The following is a 17,424-nucleotide window of genomic DNA, read 5'->3' as shown; positions in this document are numbered from 1 at the left end:
CGTAATCACCCTCTGTAGGAAGCAGCAGAAAATAAACCCTCTGCTGTTTTTTTATGCCCTAAACGCTGTTAAAACAGAAAGGATACTGCGTACAAAGCCACAACAGTCCCTATAAGAAGCAAGGGCATGGCCCATAATCCCGTTTTAAAAAAATCCATTGCCCCGATGTCTTCCCCTTTTTTGCGGGCAGTGCTGATCACCAGCATGGTTGCCAAAGATCCGGCCACCGTTAAATTAGGGCCAACATTGCAACCAATAAGGGCCGCAAAACGGATCAGATCTGGTGCATGTGCCTTTGTCAGTACCGATATAGACAATAAGGCCATTGGAATGTTATTGATGATGTTGGCACCCAGGGCCGTTCCAAAACAGGTCGCCAGCAACTGAACAAAAACAGGCGCCTGCTGCACTGAAACCATTGCACGGGCAGCATAACCTGCCAGCCCAAGATTTTCAACCCCCTGAATGACAACAAACAACCCGGCAACAAAAGGAAAAAGCGACCAGGAAATACTTTTAACCAAAGAAAAACCAATTTGCTTTTTCAGCAGCCCATAGCCAAGTAGCACTAAGGCACCGCTTAAAGCAATCACATAAGGCTGGACCCCCAGTAAAGCACCTGCAAAATAACCTATGGTTACCCCGGCCATCACCCCAACAGCCATGTTAAAATAGCCCCGGTCCGGAACCACTTCCATTGGCTGGGGCAGCGTTTCTATATCAAAATGCAGGGGCAATTCTTTTTTATAGCGATACTTAAAAAAAACATAATTCAGCACCAGCACAACAACCTGGGGAACCAGCATTCTTAATGCAAAGGCGGCAAAAGAAAAATGAAAGCTTCCCTGAAAAAGCAAATTGGTCAGGTTGCTCACCGGCAACAATAAGGACCCCGTGTTTGCAACAAAAGCACAAGCCATTAAAAATGGCAGCGGCCGGAGCTTCAGCCTGCGTACAAAGGACAATACAATTGGGGTTAAAATGATTGCGGTGGTATCCAGCGAAAGCAGGGCCGTGGTCAGTGCACCCAGAACAAACACATTCCGGTACAGGTTCCGCCCATTTCCCTTTGCCCAGCGGGCGGCCCGGATGGCTGCCCATTCAAAAAAGCCCGAACGATCCAGCAGCAGTGACAACAGCATCAGGGCAAACAAAAAAATCAGCACATCTGCGCCCCGGGCAGTAACCGCTACCGCCTGCGCAAAAGTGGCACAACCGGTCAACAGCATTAAAGCTGCTCCAATTACCGTTGCCCATGCCTCATGCAAACCTCCCGGACGAAGCAGGATCAACAACAAAGTGAGTATAAAAATCCCGATCGTCAGCAATACAGTCATAATTGAGCTGCTAAAGTACAAAAAATGCGGATGTACCCACCCGCATTTAATACTTGATTATTCTAATTCTCCAGCGATTGGAAAGCTATATTTTAACCGCCACATTCACACTGAACCTGCGTGGCATCATTTGGTTCACATAACTTCCCCAGTATACTTTATTCATCAAGTTATCCAGTTTGAAACTCAAACGGAAAGTTTTGCTGTCATATCCCGCTACCGCATTTAATACAGTATAGGCCGGAATATAAAACTCCCCGTTTTTACGGGATTGACTGATGTAATTTTTGCTGTTGTAATTTCCTCCGATTCCCAGTGATACACCTTTCAGCAATTTGTCCTGAAAGGCATAGTTGACCCATAAATTAGCAATGTCTGCTGGTCCTGTCCATTGTCTCAATCCATCAATATCTGCATCTGTGTTTATCGTATAAGCGTTGTTATGAGCATAACCTGCAATCACATTGAAGCCTTTCGCAAAATTAGCAATCAGCTCAGATTCAAAACCCCTACTCATTTGTCCGCCATCCTGGATGCTAAATCCAGCACGCATGGGATCAAGACGTACCATATCATTGACCTTGATGTCATAATAACTGAAGGTTGAATTCAGTTTACCCTCCAACAGGTTAATTTTAAAACCCAGTTCCCACTGGTTTGCATTGCTGGGTTTAAAAGCATTTCTTACTCCATCTGGTTGTATTACAGGCGCATTATTAGCAAATCCGTTCATATAATTCCCAAATAAGGATACCTTTTCAGGAATAAGCTGATAAACCAGTCCTAATTTCGGAGATAATTTGGTCTGATCATATTTTCCAGTGGTCGTATCTGCCGCAACATCATACGATCCACCCGATCTGAAATGGTCAACCCTTAGGCTTGCCATAGCCATAAAATCTGGTGTGATGTTAAATACATCCGAAAAATAAGCACTGTATGTACTCTGAGAGGCGATATTTCTAACGGGACTTACTGTGGCAAAAAATGCATCAACAGCCTGTTTACTAATCATCACGTATTTCGGATCATTACCCCTGAGTTTAAACTGATCAAATGGGGTAGCAAACATCAAATTTTCATTAGAACGGCTGGTATAATAATCCAGTCCAATCACCAACCGGTTTCTATGTCCGGCAATCTTAAAATCACCAGTAAAATTTTGTTGAACCTCAATGGTATTGTAATTTGAATTGCTGTATCTCACACTTCTGTTTACAGAGTCTTTATTGATCATATTCCAAACCCGGTAACCCGTATTTGAGTACTTGGTCTGAGATAAAACCGTCTGTGACTTCCAGAAATCCGATATTTTATAATTCAATTCTGTAAACAAACTCACCGAAGGTTTCGACTCGGTCAGGTCATCACCGTGATAATAACGTCTCCAGTTTAAGTCCAAACTTTCAGTATTGGTTTTGGTAAAAGAATTTTCAGGAAACAACCGGTGAAAATCATTTGCCCTTTGCTGATAAATTTCGGCATCAAATGAGATCGATAAACGGTCATTTACCTGGTAAAGCAGGGAGGGTGCAATAAATAATCTCTTGGTAAAACCGGCATCCATATAACTACCTTCATCATAATAAGCAACATTGGTCCTTAATAATAATCCTTTTTCTTTATTCAATGGTGTATTCACATCCGCTGTAATTCTATTTAAATCATATCCACCAATCGTATAAGAAATTTCTCCTTTAAAGAGATCAAACGGCTTTTTGGTCACCCTGTTAATCAAACCACCAAATGAAGTCAAACTATTGCCAAATAAGGTGGCCGAAGGCCCCTTGAGTACCTCAATGCTTTCAATATTGGCGACCTCAATGCTGTTATCCTTATTGTCCTGAATTCCGTTCCTAAGCAAACTCCTGTTTTCAAAACCCCTCATATAAAATGAATTGCTCCCATTGACCAAACCCTGACTAACACCTGTAACATTTTTCAGCACATCATTATAAGTCACAATAACCTGTTCCTGAAGGATTTCTTTTGGCACAATATGGTATACCTGCGGGTTTTCCAGATTTTTGAGTGGTAACTTTGCCACCTGATCAGATTCTTTTTTACCAAACCGCCTGTAACTTGATGATATCTCTACCCCATCGAGCATATTATCCAGATCGGTTAATATAAAATCTGCGATAGACGCCTCTCCTTCCCTCACCTTAACCGTCTGGGTCTGCACATTCATACCCACGAATTTCGCAGTTACTTTATAAGTACCACTTTTAATACCAGTTATTTCATAGGTACCTTGTGCAGTGCTCAACACTTTACTTCCGCTTTCCACCAATGAAACTGTAACTGAAGAAAGCAGGGAGCCATCATTTGACCTGATCTTTCCCTTAATACTCCCTGTTTGGGCCATTACCGCCTGAAAGCCAAAAAACGCAAATAAAAAAATGTAAAGTCTGAAAGTTTTTAAACAAAGTAAAAGTTTTAGCATTATAATTTGATTTTGTTACCCCTTGATTGATGGTGTTTTGCTGCGAAAGTAAGTCTTATTTAGAATAATTACAAATAAATATAAACCATTTAGGGTTACCTGGTCATCAAACAAAAAATGCGGATGTCCCCATCCGCATTCCTATTGCTAAACTTACACCCGGCTTTAAATCAGCCGGTCCAGTAAATCATCATTGACCAAATAGGGTAAAGTCACCTTTAAGGAGGGGCTTCTTTCCATTTCCCTTTCAATGGCAAAACGGGCTTCCTTATTTCGGGCCCAGCTTCTGCGGGCCACCCCGTTGTTGACATCAAAAAAGAGCATATTTTTCAGTTTGGACAAAGCACTTTGGGTTCCGTCCAGCACCAGTCCAAAGCCCCCGTTGATCACCTCGCCCCAGCCAACACCACCACCGTTATGAATGGATACCCAGCTCGCACCGCGGAAACTGTCACCGATCACATTGTGAATGGCCATGTCTGCGGTAAAACTACTGCCATCATAAATATTGCTGGTTTCCCTGAACGGGGAATCCGTTCCGCTCACATCGTGATGGTCACGGCCCAGTACTACCGGGGCAGACAACAAACCAGACTCCACTGCCTCATTAAACTTCATGGCAATTTTTGCACGGCCTTCTGCATCTGCATATAAAATTCTGGCCTGGGACCCCACCACCAGTTTGTTTACTTCGGCTTCCCTGATCCAGACTAGGTTGTCCTGCAACTGCTGCTGGATCTCCTGGGGCGCAGTGGCCTTAATCTCTTCCATCACCTGTTTTGCAATCCGGTCAGTGGTCTGCAGGTCTTCTGCTTTTCCAGAGGTACATACCCAGCGGAAAGGCCCGAAACCATAGTCAAAACACATGGGGCCCAGAATATCCTGTACATAAGACGGATACCTGAATTTCTTTCCGTCGGCAGCCATCACATCGGCCCCTGCCCTGCTGCATTCCAGTAGAAAAGCATTCCCGTAATCAAAAAAGTAAGTCCCTTTTAAACTGTGCCTGTGAATGGCTGCAGCCTGTCTTTTCAAAGAAGCCTGTACCTTTTCTTTAAACAATTCCGGGTCCCTGGCCATCATTTCCCCCGCCTGCTCATAGCTCAGACCGACCGGATAATAACCGCCCGACCATGGATTGTGCAATGAAGTCTGGTCTGATCCAATCTGTACAAAAATGTTCTCCTGGTCAAAACGTTCCCAGACATCCACCACATTGCCAATATAGGCCAGGGAAACCACTTCCTGCTCTTGCTGTGCTTTTTTTACCCTTTCCAGCAAAGCGTCCATATCCTCCAACAATTCATCTACCCAGCCCTGCTGCTTTCTTTTATGTGCTGCTTTAGGGTTGATCTCCGCACATACCGTAATACAACCGCTAATGTTACCCGCCTTGGTCTGCGCACCGCTCATGCCACCCAAACCGGCGGTCAGAAAAATCTTTCCGGCAGGGCTTTCTCCTTTATGAAGTTTTTTACGAAAAGCATTCATCAGGGTAATGGCTGTTCCATGTACAATCCCCTGCGGACCGATATACATATAGGATCCAGCCGTCATTTGTCCATACTGGGTCACGCCCAGGGCGCTGAATTTTTCCAGGTCATCGGGCGAAGAATAATTCGGGATCATCATCCCATTGGTCACCACAACCCTTGGTGCAGCCGCAGAAGAAGGGAACAAACCCTGAGGATGACCGCTGTACATGTTGAGCGTTTGCTCATCTGTCATTTTTGCCAGGTACTGCATGGTCAGCAGGTACTGCGCCCAGTTTTGAAAAACCCCACCGTTTCCACCATAGGTAATCAGTTCATGCGGATGCTGCGCAATGGCCGGGTCCAGGTTGTTCTGGATCATGAGCATAATGCAGGCGGCATGAAGGCTCTGATAAGGATAATCCCCTACCGGCCGGGCATACATCTGGTAATCCGGTCTGAACCGGTACATATAAATGCGCCCGTACTGCTGCAGTTCTTCTAAAAATTCTGCGGCCAGTTCCTGGTGCCATTCTTCCGGAAAATACCTTAAGGCATTACGTAAGCTTAATTTTTTCTCTTCCGGACTTAAAATATCCTTCCTTACAGGTGCGTGGTTCACCTGCGCATCCCAGGCTTTTTTTGCCGGTAACACTGCAGGTATCCCCTGTAAAATCTGTTCCTTAAAATTCATATTGCTTGTCTTTTTACCCTTTAAATAAAACACCGCCTTTAAAAACCTTTGCAGGTTTAAGCTTTCCCTGCTGGTATAAAATCTCTTTATAATCTTTTGCCGCAAACAAAACAAAATCGGCCAGAAAGCCTTCTTCCAGTTTGCCCCGGTCATGTAAATTCAGGGCCTGTGCCGCCCGGAAAGTAATTCCCGACAGGACTTCGGCATTGGAAAGCTTTTCAAAAGTGCCCAATATGGCTGCCTGGGCAAGCAGGTCGCCCATTGGCGCAGAGCCAGGGTTCCAGTCGCTGGCAATGGCCAGGCTTAAACCTGCATCCAACATTTTCCTGGCCGGGGTAAAACCGCAGCCCAAACCTATAGAGGCGCCCGGTAAAGCCACCGCAATGACCTTGCTTTGCGCCAGCCGGTCAATGTCCTGCTGGGTGCTGGCTTCCAGATGGTCGGCGCTCAATGCACCGAATGCCACAGCCACTGCACTGCCCGCACTGCTAAACTGATCGGCATGCACGGTAATGTCAAAGCCCATTTCCTGCGCCTTTTTAAAATAAGGGCTAATGTCTTCCGCTGAAAAAGCACCTTTTTCCACAAAGGCATCCACCCGCCGGCTCAGTTTTTCTTCCAGGATCACCGGCAACAGCTGCGCTGCCATTTCCTGTAAATAAGCAGCATGATTTCCGCTAATGTCCCTTGGCAAGGTGTGCGCCGCCAGACAGGTCGCCACCAGATCCGCAGGCGTCTGGCTGTTTACCGCCTGGATGACCCTTAACATTTTCAATTCTTCCTGCGTGCTCAGCCCGTAACCGCTTTTCACTTCTATGGTGGTCACCCCTTCCGACAAATGCCTGCTGGCCCTTGCCAGGGTTAAAACTTCCAGTTCATGGGCACTTGCCTTGCGTGTTTGCTGTACCGTATCCCAGATCCCGCCCCCGGCTTCAGAAATTTCCAGATAAGTTTTGCCAGAATTGCGCATGGCATAATCATTTGCCCGGGAGCCCCCAAAACAAATGTGTGTATGTGCATCTACAAAACCCGGCAGACAGACATAGTCCTGGTCCAGCTCGACCAGGGCTGCACCTACAGCTTCTGCCTGTTTTTTCAGCTCCTGATAAACACCAGTTTTATAAATTTTATTTCCCTTTAGCAACAGTCCGGCCTGCGCTAAAGGTTGTATCTCTTCATCCTTGACCGGTCCGCGCTCAGGTAAGCCCGAAAGGCTGACCAGTTGGGTAATAGGGCCAATTAAACAGAATTCACTTTTCATAAGCTAGAATTTTTCAAAATCGTCTCCGGTACCAAAAGCAATATTTTCACGGGCAGCTACTTCTTTTGCAATTTTCAGGATGCTGCCTTGTTTCACCATTTCTATGGTTTCTTCCATCAGGTCATACATGATCTGGTCCTGCTCCAGATGGGCCACTTTTGACCTTACAAAATCATGTACCGCTGTAATGATCTTTCCAGATTTTAAAGGGGCATGGTAATCCATGGCCTGGGCCGCGCAAAAAAGTTCTATACCCAGAATTTTTTCTACATTTTCAATCACCTGCAGGGCTTTACGTCCACTAATGGAACCCATGCTCACGTGGTCTTCCTGTCCCAGTGAAGTCGGAATGCTGTCGGCACTTGCCGGAAAACAAAGCCCTTTATTTTCACTCGCCAATGCAGCAGAGGTATATTGAAGGATCATAAAACCAGAATTTAAACCCGTCTCTTTCATGAGCAATTTTGGGACCCCCGGCGTATTGCCTTCCAGGGAAAGATAAATTCTCCGGTCGGAAATGTTACCAATCTCTGAAGCAGCCAGACAGGCATAGTCCAATGGCATGGCCATAGGCTGTCCATGGAAATTACCACCGCTGATGGTCAGCTCTTCACTAAAAATCACCGGATTATCTGTCACAGAGTTGATTTCTACTTCCAGCATTTCTTTCAGGTGCAACCAGGCATTGCGGGAAGCCCCATGTACCTGCGGTACACAGCGCAGCGAATAAGGATCCTGTACTTTTGCGCAATCCGAATGGGAACTTACAATTTCAGAGTTTTCCAGCAAATGACGGACATTATGTGCCACATGCTGATTTCCTTTATAAGCCCTGAGCTCGTGCAGTTGCGCATGAAAAGGTTTTACAGAACCCATCAGGCCTTCAATCATCATGGCAGCGGTAATATCGGCCGTGCTGAGCAGGTTATGAAAACGTTCTATCACTTTTACCGCATGGGCAGCAATAAACTGCGTCCCGTTGATTAAGGCCAGGCCTTCTTTTGCAGCCAGCGGGATGGGCTGCAGCCCATGTTCCTGCAGCAGTTCTGCTGCCGGGATCACCTTCCCCTTATAATGCACTTTTCCAAGTCCAATCAGGGGCAGAAACAAATGCGACAAAGGTGCCAGGTCTCCCGAAGCCCCTACAGAACCTTGTTTGGGCACCACCGGAATAGCGCCTGTTTCCAGGTGCCAGATCATACGGTCCAGGGTTATTTCCTGTATGCCCGAATAACCTTTGGCCAGGGCCTGAAGTTTCAGCACCAGCATCAGGCGGGAAATCTCTTCAGCTATCGGTTCCCCGATACCTACGGCATGGCTTTTTAAAATATTCTCCTGAAGTTTTTTGGTATCTTCTGCAGAAATCATGGTGGTACACAAAGGACCAAAGCCTGTGTTTACTCCATAAACAACTTTATTTGAAAGGGCAATTTTTGCCACGGTTTCGCTGCTTTTGCGCACATTGATCCGGCAGTCTTCACTCAACACCCCTTTTAAGCTTCCTTTACTGATGGCCAATGCTTTACCGGCGGTAAGAAAGTCCGACCCGTAATTAAATATCTCTTTAACGCTCATATAACTAAATGGTTTAGACAAATATAATCTCTATATTTGATACCTATAAATACCAATTACATCATCAATTAATAACCATGGGTTATCAGATAGAGCTGCGGCATTTGAAATATTTCCAGGTACTGGCCCAGGAACTGAAGTTTCGAAGGGCCGCCGAACTGCTGTTTATTTCGCAGCCCGGGCTGAGCCGCCAGATCCGGCAAATGGAAGAAATCTTTAAAGTGAGCCTGTTTGACCGCAGCAAAAAAAAGGTAGAACTCACTGCAGCCGGAATTTACCTGAAAAAAGAAGTAGACTTTATTTTTAACCACCTGGACAACATCAAAGAGCAGCTGGACAACATCAGCCAGGGTAAAGAAACCGAACTGCGCATTGCCTTTCTGGGTTCAGCTGCCCAAAAAGTCATCCCAGAACTGGTTTTCAGGTTGAACAAGGAATATCCGGGCATCCGGACCATTTTGGAAGAAATGCCCAACAAAATGCAAATCGACCTGCTCGAACGCGACAAACTGGACCTGGGTTTTGTAAGGGTACAGCGCTTTCCCGAAGGGGTCAGCAAACAGCTGGTGCACCAGGATAGTTTTTCTGTCGTGCTGCCCAAAGAGCATCCGGTCAGTCCCCTGAATTTCACCAGCGTACGCGAGCTGAGCCAGGAAGCTTTTATTTTCTTTTCCAGCGAAGACAGCCCTTTTTACCATGACCTGATCATGAGCATTTGCGAAGACCATGGTTTCCGCCCTAAAGTGTTTCACAAATCGGTCAATGCCTTAACAATCTTTAAACTGGTGGAAGAGGGTCTTGGCGTCGCCATAGTACCCACCTCCCTGCAATATGGCTACAATCTCAACGTAAAATTCATTGAACTGAAAAACATTCCCCAGACCACAGAACTCTATGCCATCTGGAAAGAGTCCAACCGCAATCCGGCGCTAAAAAATGTCATCGAACTGCTGCTCCCTTAAAGTTATTCATATTTAAGGGCATCGACTGTATTTGCTATTGCAGCCCGGTAAGAACGGATGCTTACCGTAATCAGGGTGATCAGCATAGAAAGCAACATGGCAAACACAAAAGGCCATACGCTCAGTTCTATATGATACGCAAATCCCGACAGCCACCTGGAGACAAAAATATAAGCCAATGGCCAGGCCAGCAGGTTGGCCATAAACACCATCAGCAAAAAAGCGCTGTTGAGCAGGCGCATGACCTGATAAGTAGAGGCACCCAGTACTTTACGGATGGCCACTTCCCTGGTCCGTTGCGTGGCCACAAAAGAAATCAGGCCAAACAAGCCGATAAAAGAAATACAGATCACCAGGGTGGCAGACAACCGGAACATGGTGCCCATTAAACGTTCACTTTTGTAATATCTGGCAAAACCATCGTTTACAAACCAGGAATAATACACATCGTCCGGAAAGGTATTGTTCCACAAAGTCTCTATTTCTTTCATTGCAGGAAGAATTTGTTTACTGTCGAGTTTAACTGCAATCGTATAATAGAAATCTTTACCATTACAAAGGATCATGGGGGAAATGTTTTCCTGAAGGGACAAATCATTAAAATCCTTCACCACCCCTACAATGGGTGCCGCATGACCATTCTGCTCCACGATCTTGCCCAGGGCCTTCTGCGGGTCATCGATATAAATCTTTTTCAGAAAAGTCTCGTTCACCACATAACCATTCAGGCTGTCGCTTTTTGCAAATACCTTTCCGGTTATGATTTTCAGGTCAAAGAGCTTAAAGTAATTTTCATCGACGCGGGAAATCCTGACCTCAAAATCTTTGTTCTCCAAACCATTGAGTTTAAACGCCGTTGTATTCATATCCCCCGACAAAGGCGGGGTGCTGCAAAAGCTTAACCCATTCACCCCTGCAATCCTGGACAACCTTTCTTTAAAACTGGCATGTTTTCCCTCGTACCCTCCACCCGAGGGAACATTGACCATCACCACAGCATCAGAATTAAAACCCAGGGGCCTTTTTCGCACATAATCCATCTGTTTCATGACCACCAGCGTACAGATCAGCAAAATAATGGTCATGGAAAATTGAAACACCACCAATACTTTTCTTAAACTCAGGCCGCTTTTATTCACCACAACCTTATTTTTAATGGCCAGTGCCGGACTAAAACCAGACATCACCAGGGCGGGGTAAAAGCCAGCCATAAAACCGACAAAAAGCGCCAGTAAAACCATAAACAATAAAGCTGCCGGTGCTGTAAACAAATCCTCTCCAAGCCTGATCCCCAAAAGATTCTGCAAATAAGGAAGGGCCAGTTCTGCCATCATACCGGCAAAAAGCAACGAACAAATGGTAATGGCCATGGTCTCGGTTAAAAAATAACCAATCAGCTGCTGGCGTTTACTGCCCATAACTTTACGGACTCCAACTTCTTTAGAGCGGTTAATGGCCTGCGCGGTGGCCAGATTGATAAAATTAATACATGCGGTCAGGATCAGGAACAACCCAATGAGCCCCAGCACATAAATTTCCTTTTTGGTCATGGAAAATTCTGCAAAATTTCCGTAGCGTGTATTGAAATGTATGTCTTTTAAAGCCTGAAAAGCATTGCGCTGGTTACCCGGCAAGTGTTGCTGCCTGTAATATTTATCATTAAAGCGGTCCAATTGTCCCTTAAAATCTTCTGGTTTTAGGGCCTCACTAAACAATACGTAACACTGCATGCTGGAGGAAACCGCATCCCATTCCTTATTGTCTTTATGTGCATAACTCTGAAAACTGATGACCACTTCCAGGGGAAAGCTGCTTTGCAGGGGCTGGTCTTTGAATACCCCAATGACCTTTAAGGCCATTTTGCCGCCATACTGCATACTTTTTCCCATGGCCTGCTGGGTGCCGCCGAAAAATTTCTTTGCTGTGCTTTCCGATAAAGCTACCGTGCCAGGCCCCGACAAGTCTTTTTCAGGATTTCCCGAAAGCCAGCTGATCTTAAAAATATCAAAAAAACCAGGTTCGGTAAAGTACACATTCTGATAGGTCTTGATCCGGTTTACCCCATTTGTATCCTTTATCAAAATAAGGCCCCCAGCCCTTACAATGCCCGCAACTTTATCCAGTCCGGTAAATTCATTTCTCACGGCCGCAGGTAATGGAACAGGGACCCCCTGGCTATAATCCTGATAACTATTATAGGTCCAGTCGGTTACAAACCTGTAAATCCGGTCGTCATTCTTATAACCTTTGTCAAAATTCAGCTGATACCTGATGAACATAAAAATCAGGATACAACTGGCCATTCCCACCGACAATCCAAACACATTGATCAGCGTATAACCTTTATTTTTCCAAAGGTTTCTTAAAACGATTTTCAGGTTAAGACGAAACATATCTGTACATTTTTGTTTATCCCTGCCAAGGATATGCCAGTATAAAAATATTCTTTTTTGGTGCATAAAACAGGGTTTTATAAAAACAATCGTTCAAAAACGGACAGAAACCGCGCAAAAACGAACAATTTGAGAAAACTATTTTTCCCTAAAAACAGGCCGGTTTGAAAAAGCAAATTTTAATCTCCCGGTTGAAACAAAAAAATTATTCCTTATATTCGGCTCAGGAAATGGTGTCTTCCTTTTAAAAACCGCATTTGCTGATGGCGCCTACAATAACCTCCCCGGCAGAACAAAATCCTGCCGGCATTAAAATTATTGTAGTTATGAAAGACCAGAATTCGTTTTCCTTCAAAGAACACCTCCGCATCCTGAAACATTTATGCCGCTGGACCCTGCTGGTGTTGCCTGTTGCCATTTTGACCGGCAGTATTGTAGCCCTTTTCCTGTGGCTGTTAAACGGGGCCATTCACTTTCGTTTTCAGCACAAGTGGTTATTGTACCTGTTGCCGCTGGCGGGCCTTGCCATTCATTTTATTTACCAGTCTGTAGGGAAATCCTCCGAAAAAGGCAATAACCTGATCCTGGAACAAATCCATCAGGAAGGTGGCGCCGTGCCCAAAAGAATGGCCCCTATTATTCTGCTGACCACGGTTATGACCCATTTGTTTGGAGGCTCGGCCGGCCGGGAAGGTACGGCGGTACAAATTGGCGGAAGTATAGCCGCTATGTTTGGAAACTGGTTTGGTTTAAAGGGGCCCGACCTGCGCATTATACTAATTGCAGGTGTGGCCGCTGGTTTTGGCGCTGTATTTGGCACACCGGTAACAGGGGCTATATTTGCCATGGAAGTGCTTGCCGTAGGCCGCATCAAGTACGATGCCCTGGTTCCGGCCCTGATTGCAGCAGTGATCGGTGACCTCACCGTAGCCGCCTGGCAGGTTAGCCATACCCATTATCATATTGACCCCCTGCCACAAGTTACGTATGGTCTGGGCCGTTTTTTACATATGGACATTTTGCTCCTTGGAAAAGTAATTCTGGCCTCTGCAGCATTTGGACTGGCCAGTTACCTCTTTTCGGGAATGGCCCACGCCATTAAAAACACCTGCCTTAAACTGTTTAAATCCAAATGGATAATCCCTATTTTTGGTGGACTGCTCCTGATCGGATTGACCTTTGTCAACGGAAAACCCGATTACCTGAGCCTTGGCATTGATGCAGAATACCCTGGTGCAGTTACCCTGCCCTCGGCCTTTCATGCCGGGGGAGCAGATCCCTGGAGCTGGCTCTGGAAAACCCTGTATACGACCCTAACCCTGGGCACCGGTTTTAAAGGTGGCGAAGTGACCCCTTTGTTTTATATTGGGGCGACCCTGGGCAATACGCTTTCTGTGTGGATGGATGCGCCGGTAAGCCTCTTTGCCGCACTTGGCTTTATTGCGGTGTTTTCGGGTTCAACCAATACCCCACTGGCCTGTACCTTTATGGGTGTAGAACTTTTTGGGGGAGAACATGCCCTGCTTTTTGCAGTCGCCTGTTTTACCGCCTATTTTTTTAGCGGACATTCGGGTATTTATACGGCCCAACAAATTGCCGTACCCAAAATTTTCGGTGAAGAAGCAGAACAAGAAAGCCCCTTTTGGCAAAGCGGAAAAAAAAGAAGCTATCTGCAGGAAAAATTAAAAAAATACAGCCTGCTGTTTAAAAACGAAAAAGACCAGAAAAAAGAAGAACCGGATCAATAAAATTCAAATCCGGTCCTCTCCTGTTTTAACCATAGGCATGGAATAGCTATTTGTCTTTTTTCTCTTTCACCTCCACTCCGGCCGGAATACTCACCTCGGCCACCGGGACCGGAACATAATTGATGGCTGTTGCGGTAATTTTCAATACTTTACTCTCTATCCCCAGTATGGCGCCCTTATCGCTCGGAATACCCATCGGGCCGCCGGTAAAAGGCAAATCATCGGCAATCCAGAGGACCATTTTACTCCCGGGTCCATCCATAATCACCTCCCTGCAGGTCAGCCCCAGAATGTTGCGGGTCCGGCTGCCAGCTTTTCCAAGCCCTTTTCCTTTAAAATCATGTGTTTGTAACTGCAACTCTTTCTTGCCGCCGCCCAGGTCGGTCAGTTTATAGGTTTTATTCACATCCATATAGGTGGCCAGCACATTGTCCTGGTCGCTTTGGACTTTTAATTTCACCCCATCTTCCTCAGAAGAATGATCTTTCTTTTTTGCGACCAGTTTCGCTTTGGTCCCGTTGAAGTAAATTTCGGCATTATCTGTGACCGTTTCCGGGATCATTTCTTTAAACTGCTGTTGATCGGGTTTTAAGGCCGCATGCAGGTTCTGGATGACTTCATATTCTATTTTTCCCTGATTTTTGTCCTGTGCCTTACCATAAGTCACCGAACTGCTGATCAGCACCAGCAACAACATTGTTCTTGTCATATCTGTTTTATTTATCATTTATTTATGCTTTTGCTTTTGGAAAATGTCTGAATTTGTAAATCAGGCTAAACAGGTAATATTTACCCAGGGTATTGTTTTTTCTGTCCTCGATATAACCATTACCGGTAATCCGGTTTAGGCTCTGGTTTTTATTGAGTAAATCTTTAGCCTGGGCCTGCAGGGTAAAATGTTTGCCAAGCGGGCGGCTGATGGCGGTATTGAGCAGGACAATATTATTGTTGAAACCACTGGCCATGCCCAGGGTGCTGAAGGCATCAATGGTCGGTTCCAGGGTAAATTTATAAGGCAATAAAATGGTCCCTTCCAGGCTGTACATCAACAGCCAGTTCTTTTCAGGCAATGCAGAAGCCCCGGTAAAACGGCGCACATTCCAGGCTGCGCTGCCCCTGGCTGTCAGGCTGATGCTGGAACCCAGGTAATAGTTAAAATTAAAACCCGGTGTGAGCGAAAGCACCTTATTTTCATTGGCCAAACCATTGTTAAACACCACACTTCGGGTATAAGCAAAATTCACATCCGCGGACAAAGAAGAACCGTTCCCGTCTACTTTTATACTTTGCCCGGCCGAAACAGAAGCCTGGTAATTGCCTTTTACATTGACCGGAATGATCAGTTGTTTACCCGAGTTCAGGTCTGTGGTGATGCTGTCGGCAATATCCCGGTCCAGTCTGGTAAAACCAGCCCGGGCATAAAGGTTGTTACCGCTGCCGGTGTTGAAATGATTAAAGGAAAGGGACAACTGCTGGCTTTTCTTTTGCTGCAGCCCGCTATTGCCCCTGCGGGTATAGACGGGATCTGTATTATCGGTAAGGGGCTGCAAATTGCTAATAGTGGGTGCTGTTGCAGCCGCATTGTACCTGAAAATCAGTTTGTCCGTTTTACTGGTCTTGAGTTCGGCATAAGCATCGGGCAAAAGATCATTGTAATGCCCCTGTACCAGGTAGTTTTTCATGGATGAATTGCCGCGGATGTTGTTTTGCTGCCAGCCCAGCCCAATGGTATATAAAAAGTTTTTATAATTGCCCGCCAGGGAAAGTTTGGCGGTATATTGCAACCTTCGTGAACTAAACACATCGCTCAGGTCAAAATCGAGGTTGCCATAACGGCCGGCTGCATCTTTATTGTTCACCAGGCGGTCATAGGTCCCATGACTGTAATACAACTGGTTGCCAATTTGCAGACTGTTGCTTTTAAATAAAGGTTCGGTAAACAATACATTGGTATTCAGACTGTAGACATCCGAGTGGTTGGCCGTCTGCTGATCGATGTTTTCTGTCCTGCTGCCCAGAACGGGGTCGTTATAAATACTGTTGCTCTGGTTGTACAGTAAGTTTTTGTTCTGATACAATTCCGGGCTCAGGTTGACTGCCAGTGTACGTCCTTTTTTGCTAAAGCGCTGGCGCAACAGGATTCCGCTGTTCAATAAACTGTGCCGGCCATCATTACTGCTGGTCTGGCTGCCCTGGTTTAGTAATTTCGTCCCGTCGGGGCTGGTGGAACGGAAATTACGGGAATTGTTACTTTCTGTCTGGCTAAAGTTCAGGTGCGGGGTAACTTTTAGGGAAGTCATTTCCCCCAGTTTTATATCCCCGCTCAGGTCTATCCGGTGGTTGGTGTTGCGGTCGCTGACCGACCCCATCTGGTTATAATTATAAGCATTATTTTGCAGCAGGTACTGGCGGGCATAATCAAAATCATTGCTGGTTTGGTTATTGTTAAAAAAATAACTGCTGCGAAACTGAATGTCCTTCCCCCAGTCGTTGTTAAAATTAAGGCCACCAAATTTAGTATCGGTAAGGCCAACCGGCCTGGCAATTTCCGCCAGGGCATCCGGACTTCCCTGCATGGTCACCCCTTTCATGCGCATGAGTTCAGATAAAGCCGATGGGGGCAGGTTATTGAACATATCCTTGTCTTGTGAAAGCAAACGGATCAGTTCAGTTGCACTAAAACCCGATTTATTGACATTATTGCCTTTCAGCAGCGTAGAGAGTTGCATGTCCCCCACAAAGCTGTTGGCATTTATTCCGCCTTCATAAGTTCCTGAAGTGCCGGCACCGGCACTCGCATTTCCAAAATACCCTCTTTTGCGGTTCTTTTTGGTCACCAGGTTAATGGTTTTCACCTGGTTCCCATCTGCTACTCCCGTAAACTCCGACAGGTCACTTTTTTTATCCAGGATCTGGACCTTATCGATCATATCGGCCGGAAGGTTTCTGGTGGCAATGGAAGGGTCCGAGCCAAAAAACTCTTTGCCGTCTACCAATACCCGCTGCACCTGTTCACCCTGGGCCTTAATACTGCCATCGCGCTCAACATTTACGCCCGGGAGTTTTCTCAGCAGGTCTTCCACCACTGCATTTTCCTTGGTCTTAAATTTATCGGCGTTGTATTCTATGGTATCCCCTTTCATGCGAATGGGCGGAACCTCTTTCACAATAGCGACTTCTTTTAATTGTGTGCTTTCGCTGTATAGGGAAATGGATGCGGGCAATGGACCAAACTGACCCGCAGGCTGACTGAAATACAGCTTGAATGCTTTATAGCCCAAAAGATTTGCTTTCAGTAAAAAATCTCCTTTGGAGACCCCATCCAAAACCAGCAGGCCCTGCTGATCGCTCACGACCGTATGAAGGGCCTTAAGGGTATCTGTATTGCTGTATACTTTAACCGTAACGCCTGCAAGTGACTTGCCCGTACTGCCATCGATCATTTTGCTTTTCAGCTGTTGCTGCGCATCAGCCATCCCCGGGATGGCTGTTAAACCTGTAAACAGGATTGCAAAAAAATGAAACCTAACCATGCC

General features: G+C 45.9%; 10 protein-coding genes and 1 riboswitch. Of the genes, 2 read left to right on the top strand and 8 right to left on the bottom strand.

The genetic code is table 11. The features are described 5' to 3' along the window. Positions 1 to 68: 68 nt before the first annotated feature. The 5 genes from B0O44_RS10050 to hutH all read right to left on the bottom strand — a co-directional run bounded on the left by B0O44_RS10050 (position 69) and on the right by hutH (position 8,785). Entirely contained in the window at positions 69 to 1,337 is a 1,269-nt protein-coding gene (locus B0O44_RS10050) for an ArsB/NhaD family transporter (RefSeq protein ID WP_110829842.1), read from the bottom strand. Positions 1,338 to 1,422: 85 nt separating this feature from the next. Continuing rightward, entirely contained in the window at positions 1,423 to 3,783 is a 2,361-nt protein-coding gene (locus B0O44_RS10045; RefSeq protein WP_110829840.1) for a TonB-dependent receptor, read from the bottom strand. 165 nt (positions 3,784 to 3,948) lie between these two features. After that, on the bottom strand, positions 3,949 to 5,949 hold the full coding sequence (locus tag B0O44_RS10040) for a urocanate hydratase (RefSeq protein WP_110830429.1): 2,001 nt from the start codon (positions 5,947 to 5,949) through the stop codon (positions 3,949 to 3,951). Positions 5,950 to 5,962: 13 nt separating this feature from the next. Beyond that, positions 5,963 to 7,210: an imidazolonepropionase gene (hutI, locus tag B0O44_RS10035; RefSeq protein ID WP_110829837.1), complete on the bottom strand. Its 1,248-nt coding sequence runs from the start codon at positions 7,208 to 7,210 to the stop codon at positions 5,963 to 5,965. Between the two features lie 3 nt (positions 7,211 to 7,213). Then, on the bottom strand, positions 7,214 to 8,785 hold the full coding sequence (hutH, locus tag B0O44_RS10030; RefSeq protein ID WP_110829835.1) for a histidine ammonia-lyase: 1,572 nt from the start codon (positions 8,783 to 8,785) through the stop codon (positions 7,214 to 7,216). Positions 8,786 to 8,862: 77 nt separating this feature from the next. On the opposite strand from hutH, the gene B0O44_RS10025 reads away from it, so the two are divergent. Beyond that, a complete protein-coding gene (locus B0O44_RS10025; RefSeq protein ID WP_110829833.1) occupies positions 8,863 to 9,747 on the top strand; it encodes a LysR family transcriptional regulator in 885 nt (294 codons plus the stop codon). Between the two features lie 2 nt (positions 9,748 to 9,749). On the opposite strand, the gene B0O44_RS10020 is transcribed toward B0O44_RS10025, so the two are convergent. Beyond that, positions 9,750 to 12,206: an ABC transporter permease gene (locus tag B0O44_RS10020; protein ID WP_245943636.1), complete on the bottom strand. Its 2,457-nt coding sequence runs from the start codon at positions 12,204 to 12,206 to the stop codon at positions 9,750 to 9,752. A gap of 151 nt (positions 12,207 to 12,357) precedes the next feature. After that, a riboswitch (Fluoride riboswitch) is annotated at positions 12,358 to 12,420 on the top strand. Here B0O44_RS10020 and B0O44_RS10015 point away from each other — a divergent pair. Continuing rightward, positions 12,404 to 13,888: a voltage-gated chloride channel family protein gene (locus tag B0O44_RS10015; protein ID WP_245943635.1), complete on the top strand. Its 1,485-nt coding sequence runs from the start codon at positions 12,404 to 12,406 to the stop codon at positions 13,886 to 13,888. (Overlaps the previous riboswitch by 17 nt.) A gap of 46 nt (positions 13,889 to 13,934) precedes the next feature. On the opposite strand, the gene B0O44_RS10010 is transcribed toward B0O44_RS10015, so the two are convergent. Continuing rightward, on the bottom strand, positions 13,935 to 14,597 hold the full coding sequence (locus B0O44_RS10010) for a DUF4412 domain-containing protein (protein WP_170123305.1): 663 nt from the start codon (positions 14,595 to 14,597) through the stop codon (positions 13,935 to 13,937). Between the two features lie 22 nt (positions 14,598 to 14,619). Beyond that, complete coding sequence (locus B0O44_RS10005) at positions 14,620 to 17,421, bottom strand: outer membrane beta-barrel protein (protein ID WP_110829828.1); 2,802 nt, start codon at positions 17,419 to 17,421, stop codon at positions 14,620 to 14,622. Positions 17,422 to 17,424: the final 3 nt, after the last annotated feature.

The organism is Pedobacter nutrimenti, from assembly GCF_003208655.1.
Lineage (GTDB): Bacteria > Bacteroidota > Bacteroidia > Sphingobacteriales > Sphingobacteriaceae > Pedobacter > Pedobacter nutrimenti.
This window is presented reverse-complemented; position numbering and strand designations above follow the sequence as displayed.

What these genes read in the sequence shown, in the direction of transcription:
- B0O44_RS10050 (WP_110829842.1), bottom strand. Translation starts at nt 1,337, where the DNA reads ATGACTGTATTGCTGACGATCGGGATTTTTATACTCACTTTGTTGTTG.
- B0O44_RS10045 (WP_110829840.1), bottom strand. Translation starts at nt 3,783, where the DNA reads ATGCTAAAACTTTTACTTTGTTTAAAAACTTTCAGACTTTACATTTTT.
- B0O44_RS10040 (WP_110830429.1), bottom strand. Translation starts at nt 5,949, where the DNA reads ATGAATTTTAAGGAACAGATTTTACAGGGGATACCTGCAGTGTTACCG.
- hutI (WP_110829837.1), bottom strand. Translation starts at nt 7,210, where the DNA reads ATGAAAAGTGAATTCTGTTTAATTGGCCCTATTACCCAACTGGTCAGC.
- hutH (WP_110829835.1), bottom strand. Translation starts at nt 8,785, where the DNA reads ATGAGCGTTAAAGAGATATTTAATTACGGGTCGGACTTTCTTACCGCC.
- B0O44_RS10025 (WP_110829833.1), top strand. Translation starts at nt 8,863, where the DNA reads ATGGGTTATCAGATAGAGCTGCGGCATTTGAAATATTTCCAGGTACTG.
- B0O44_RS10020 (WP_245943636.1), bottom strand. Translation starts at nt 12,206, where the DNA reads ATGCACCAAAAAAGAATATTTTTATACTGGCATATCCTTGGCAGGGAT.
- B0O44_RS10015 (WP_245943635.1), top strand. Translation starts at nt 12,404, where the DNA reads ATGGCGCCTACAATAACCTCCCCGGCAGAACAAAATCCTGCCGGCATT.
- B0O44_RS10010 (WP_170123305.1), bottom strand. Translation starts at nt 14,597, where the DNA reads ATGACAAGAACAATGTTGTTGCTGGTGCTGATCAGCAGTTCGGTGACT.
- B0O44_RS10005 (WP_110829828.1), bottom strand. Translation starts at nt 17,421, where the DNA reads ATGGTTAGGTTTCATTTTTTTGCAATCCTGTTTACAGGTTTAACAGCC.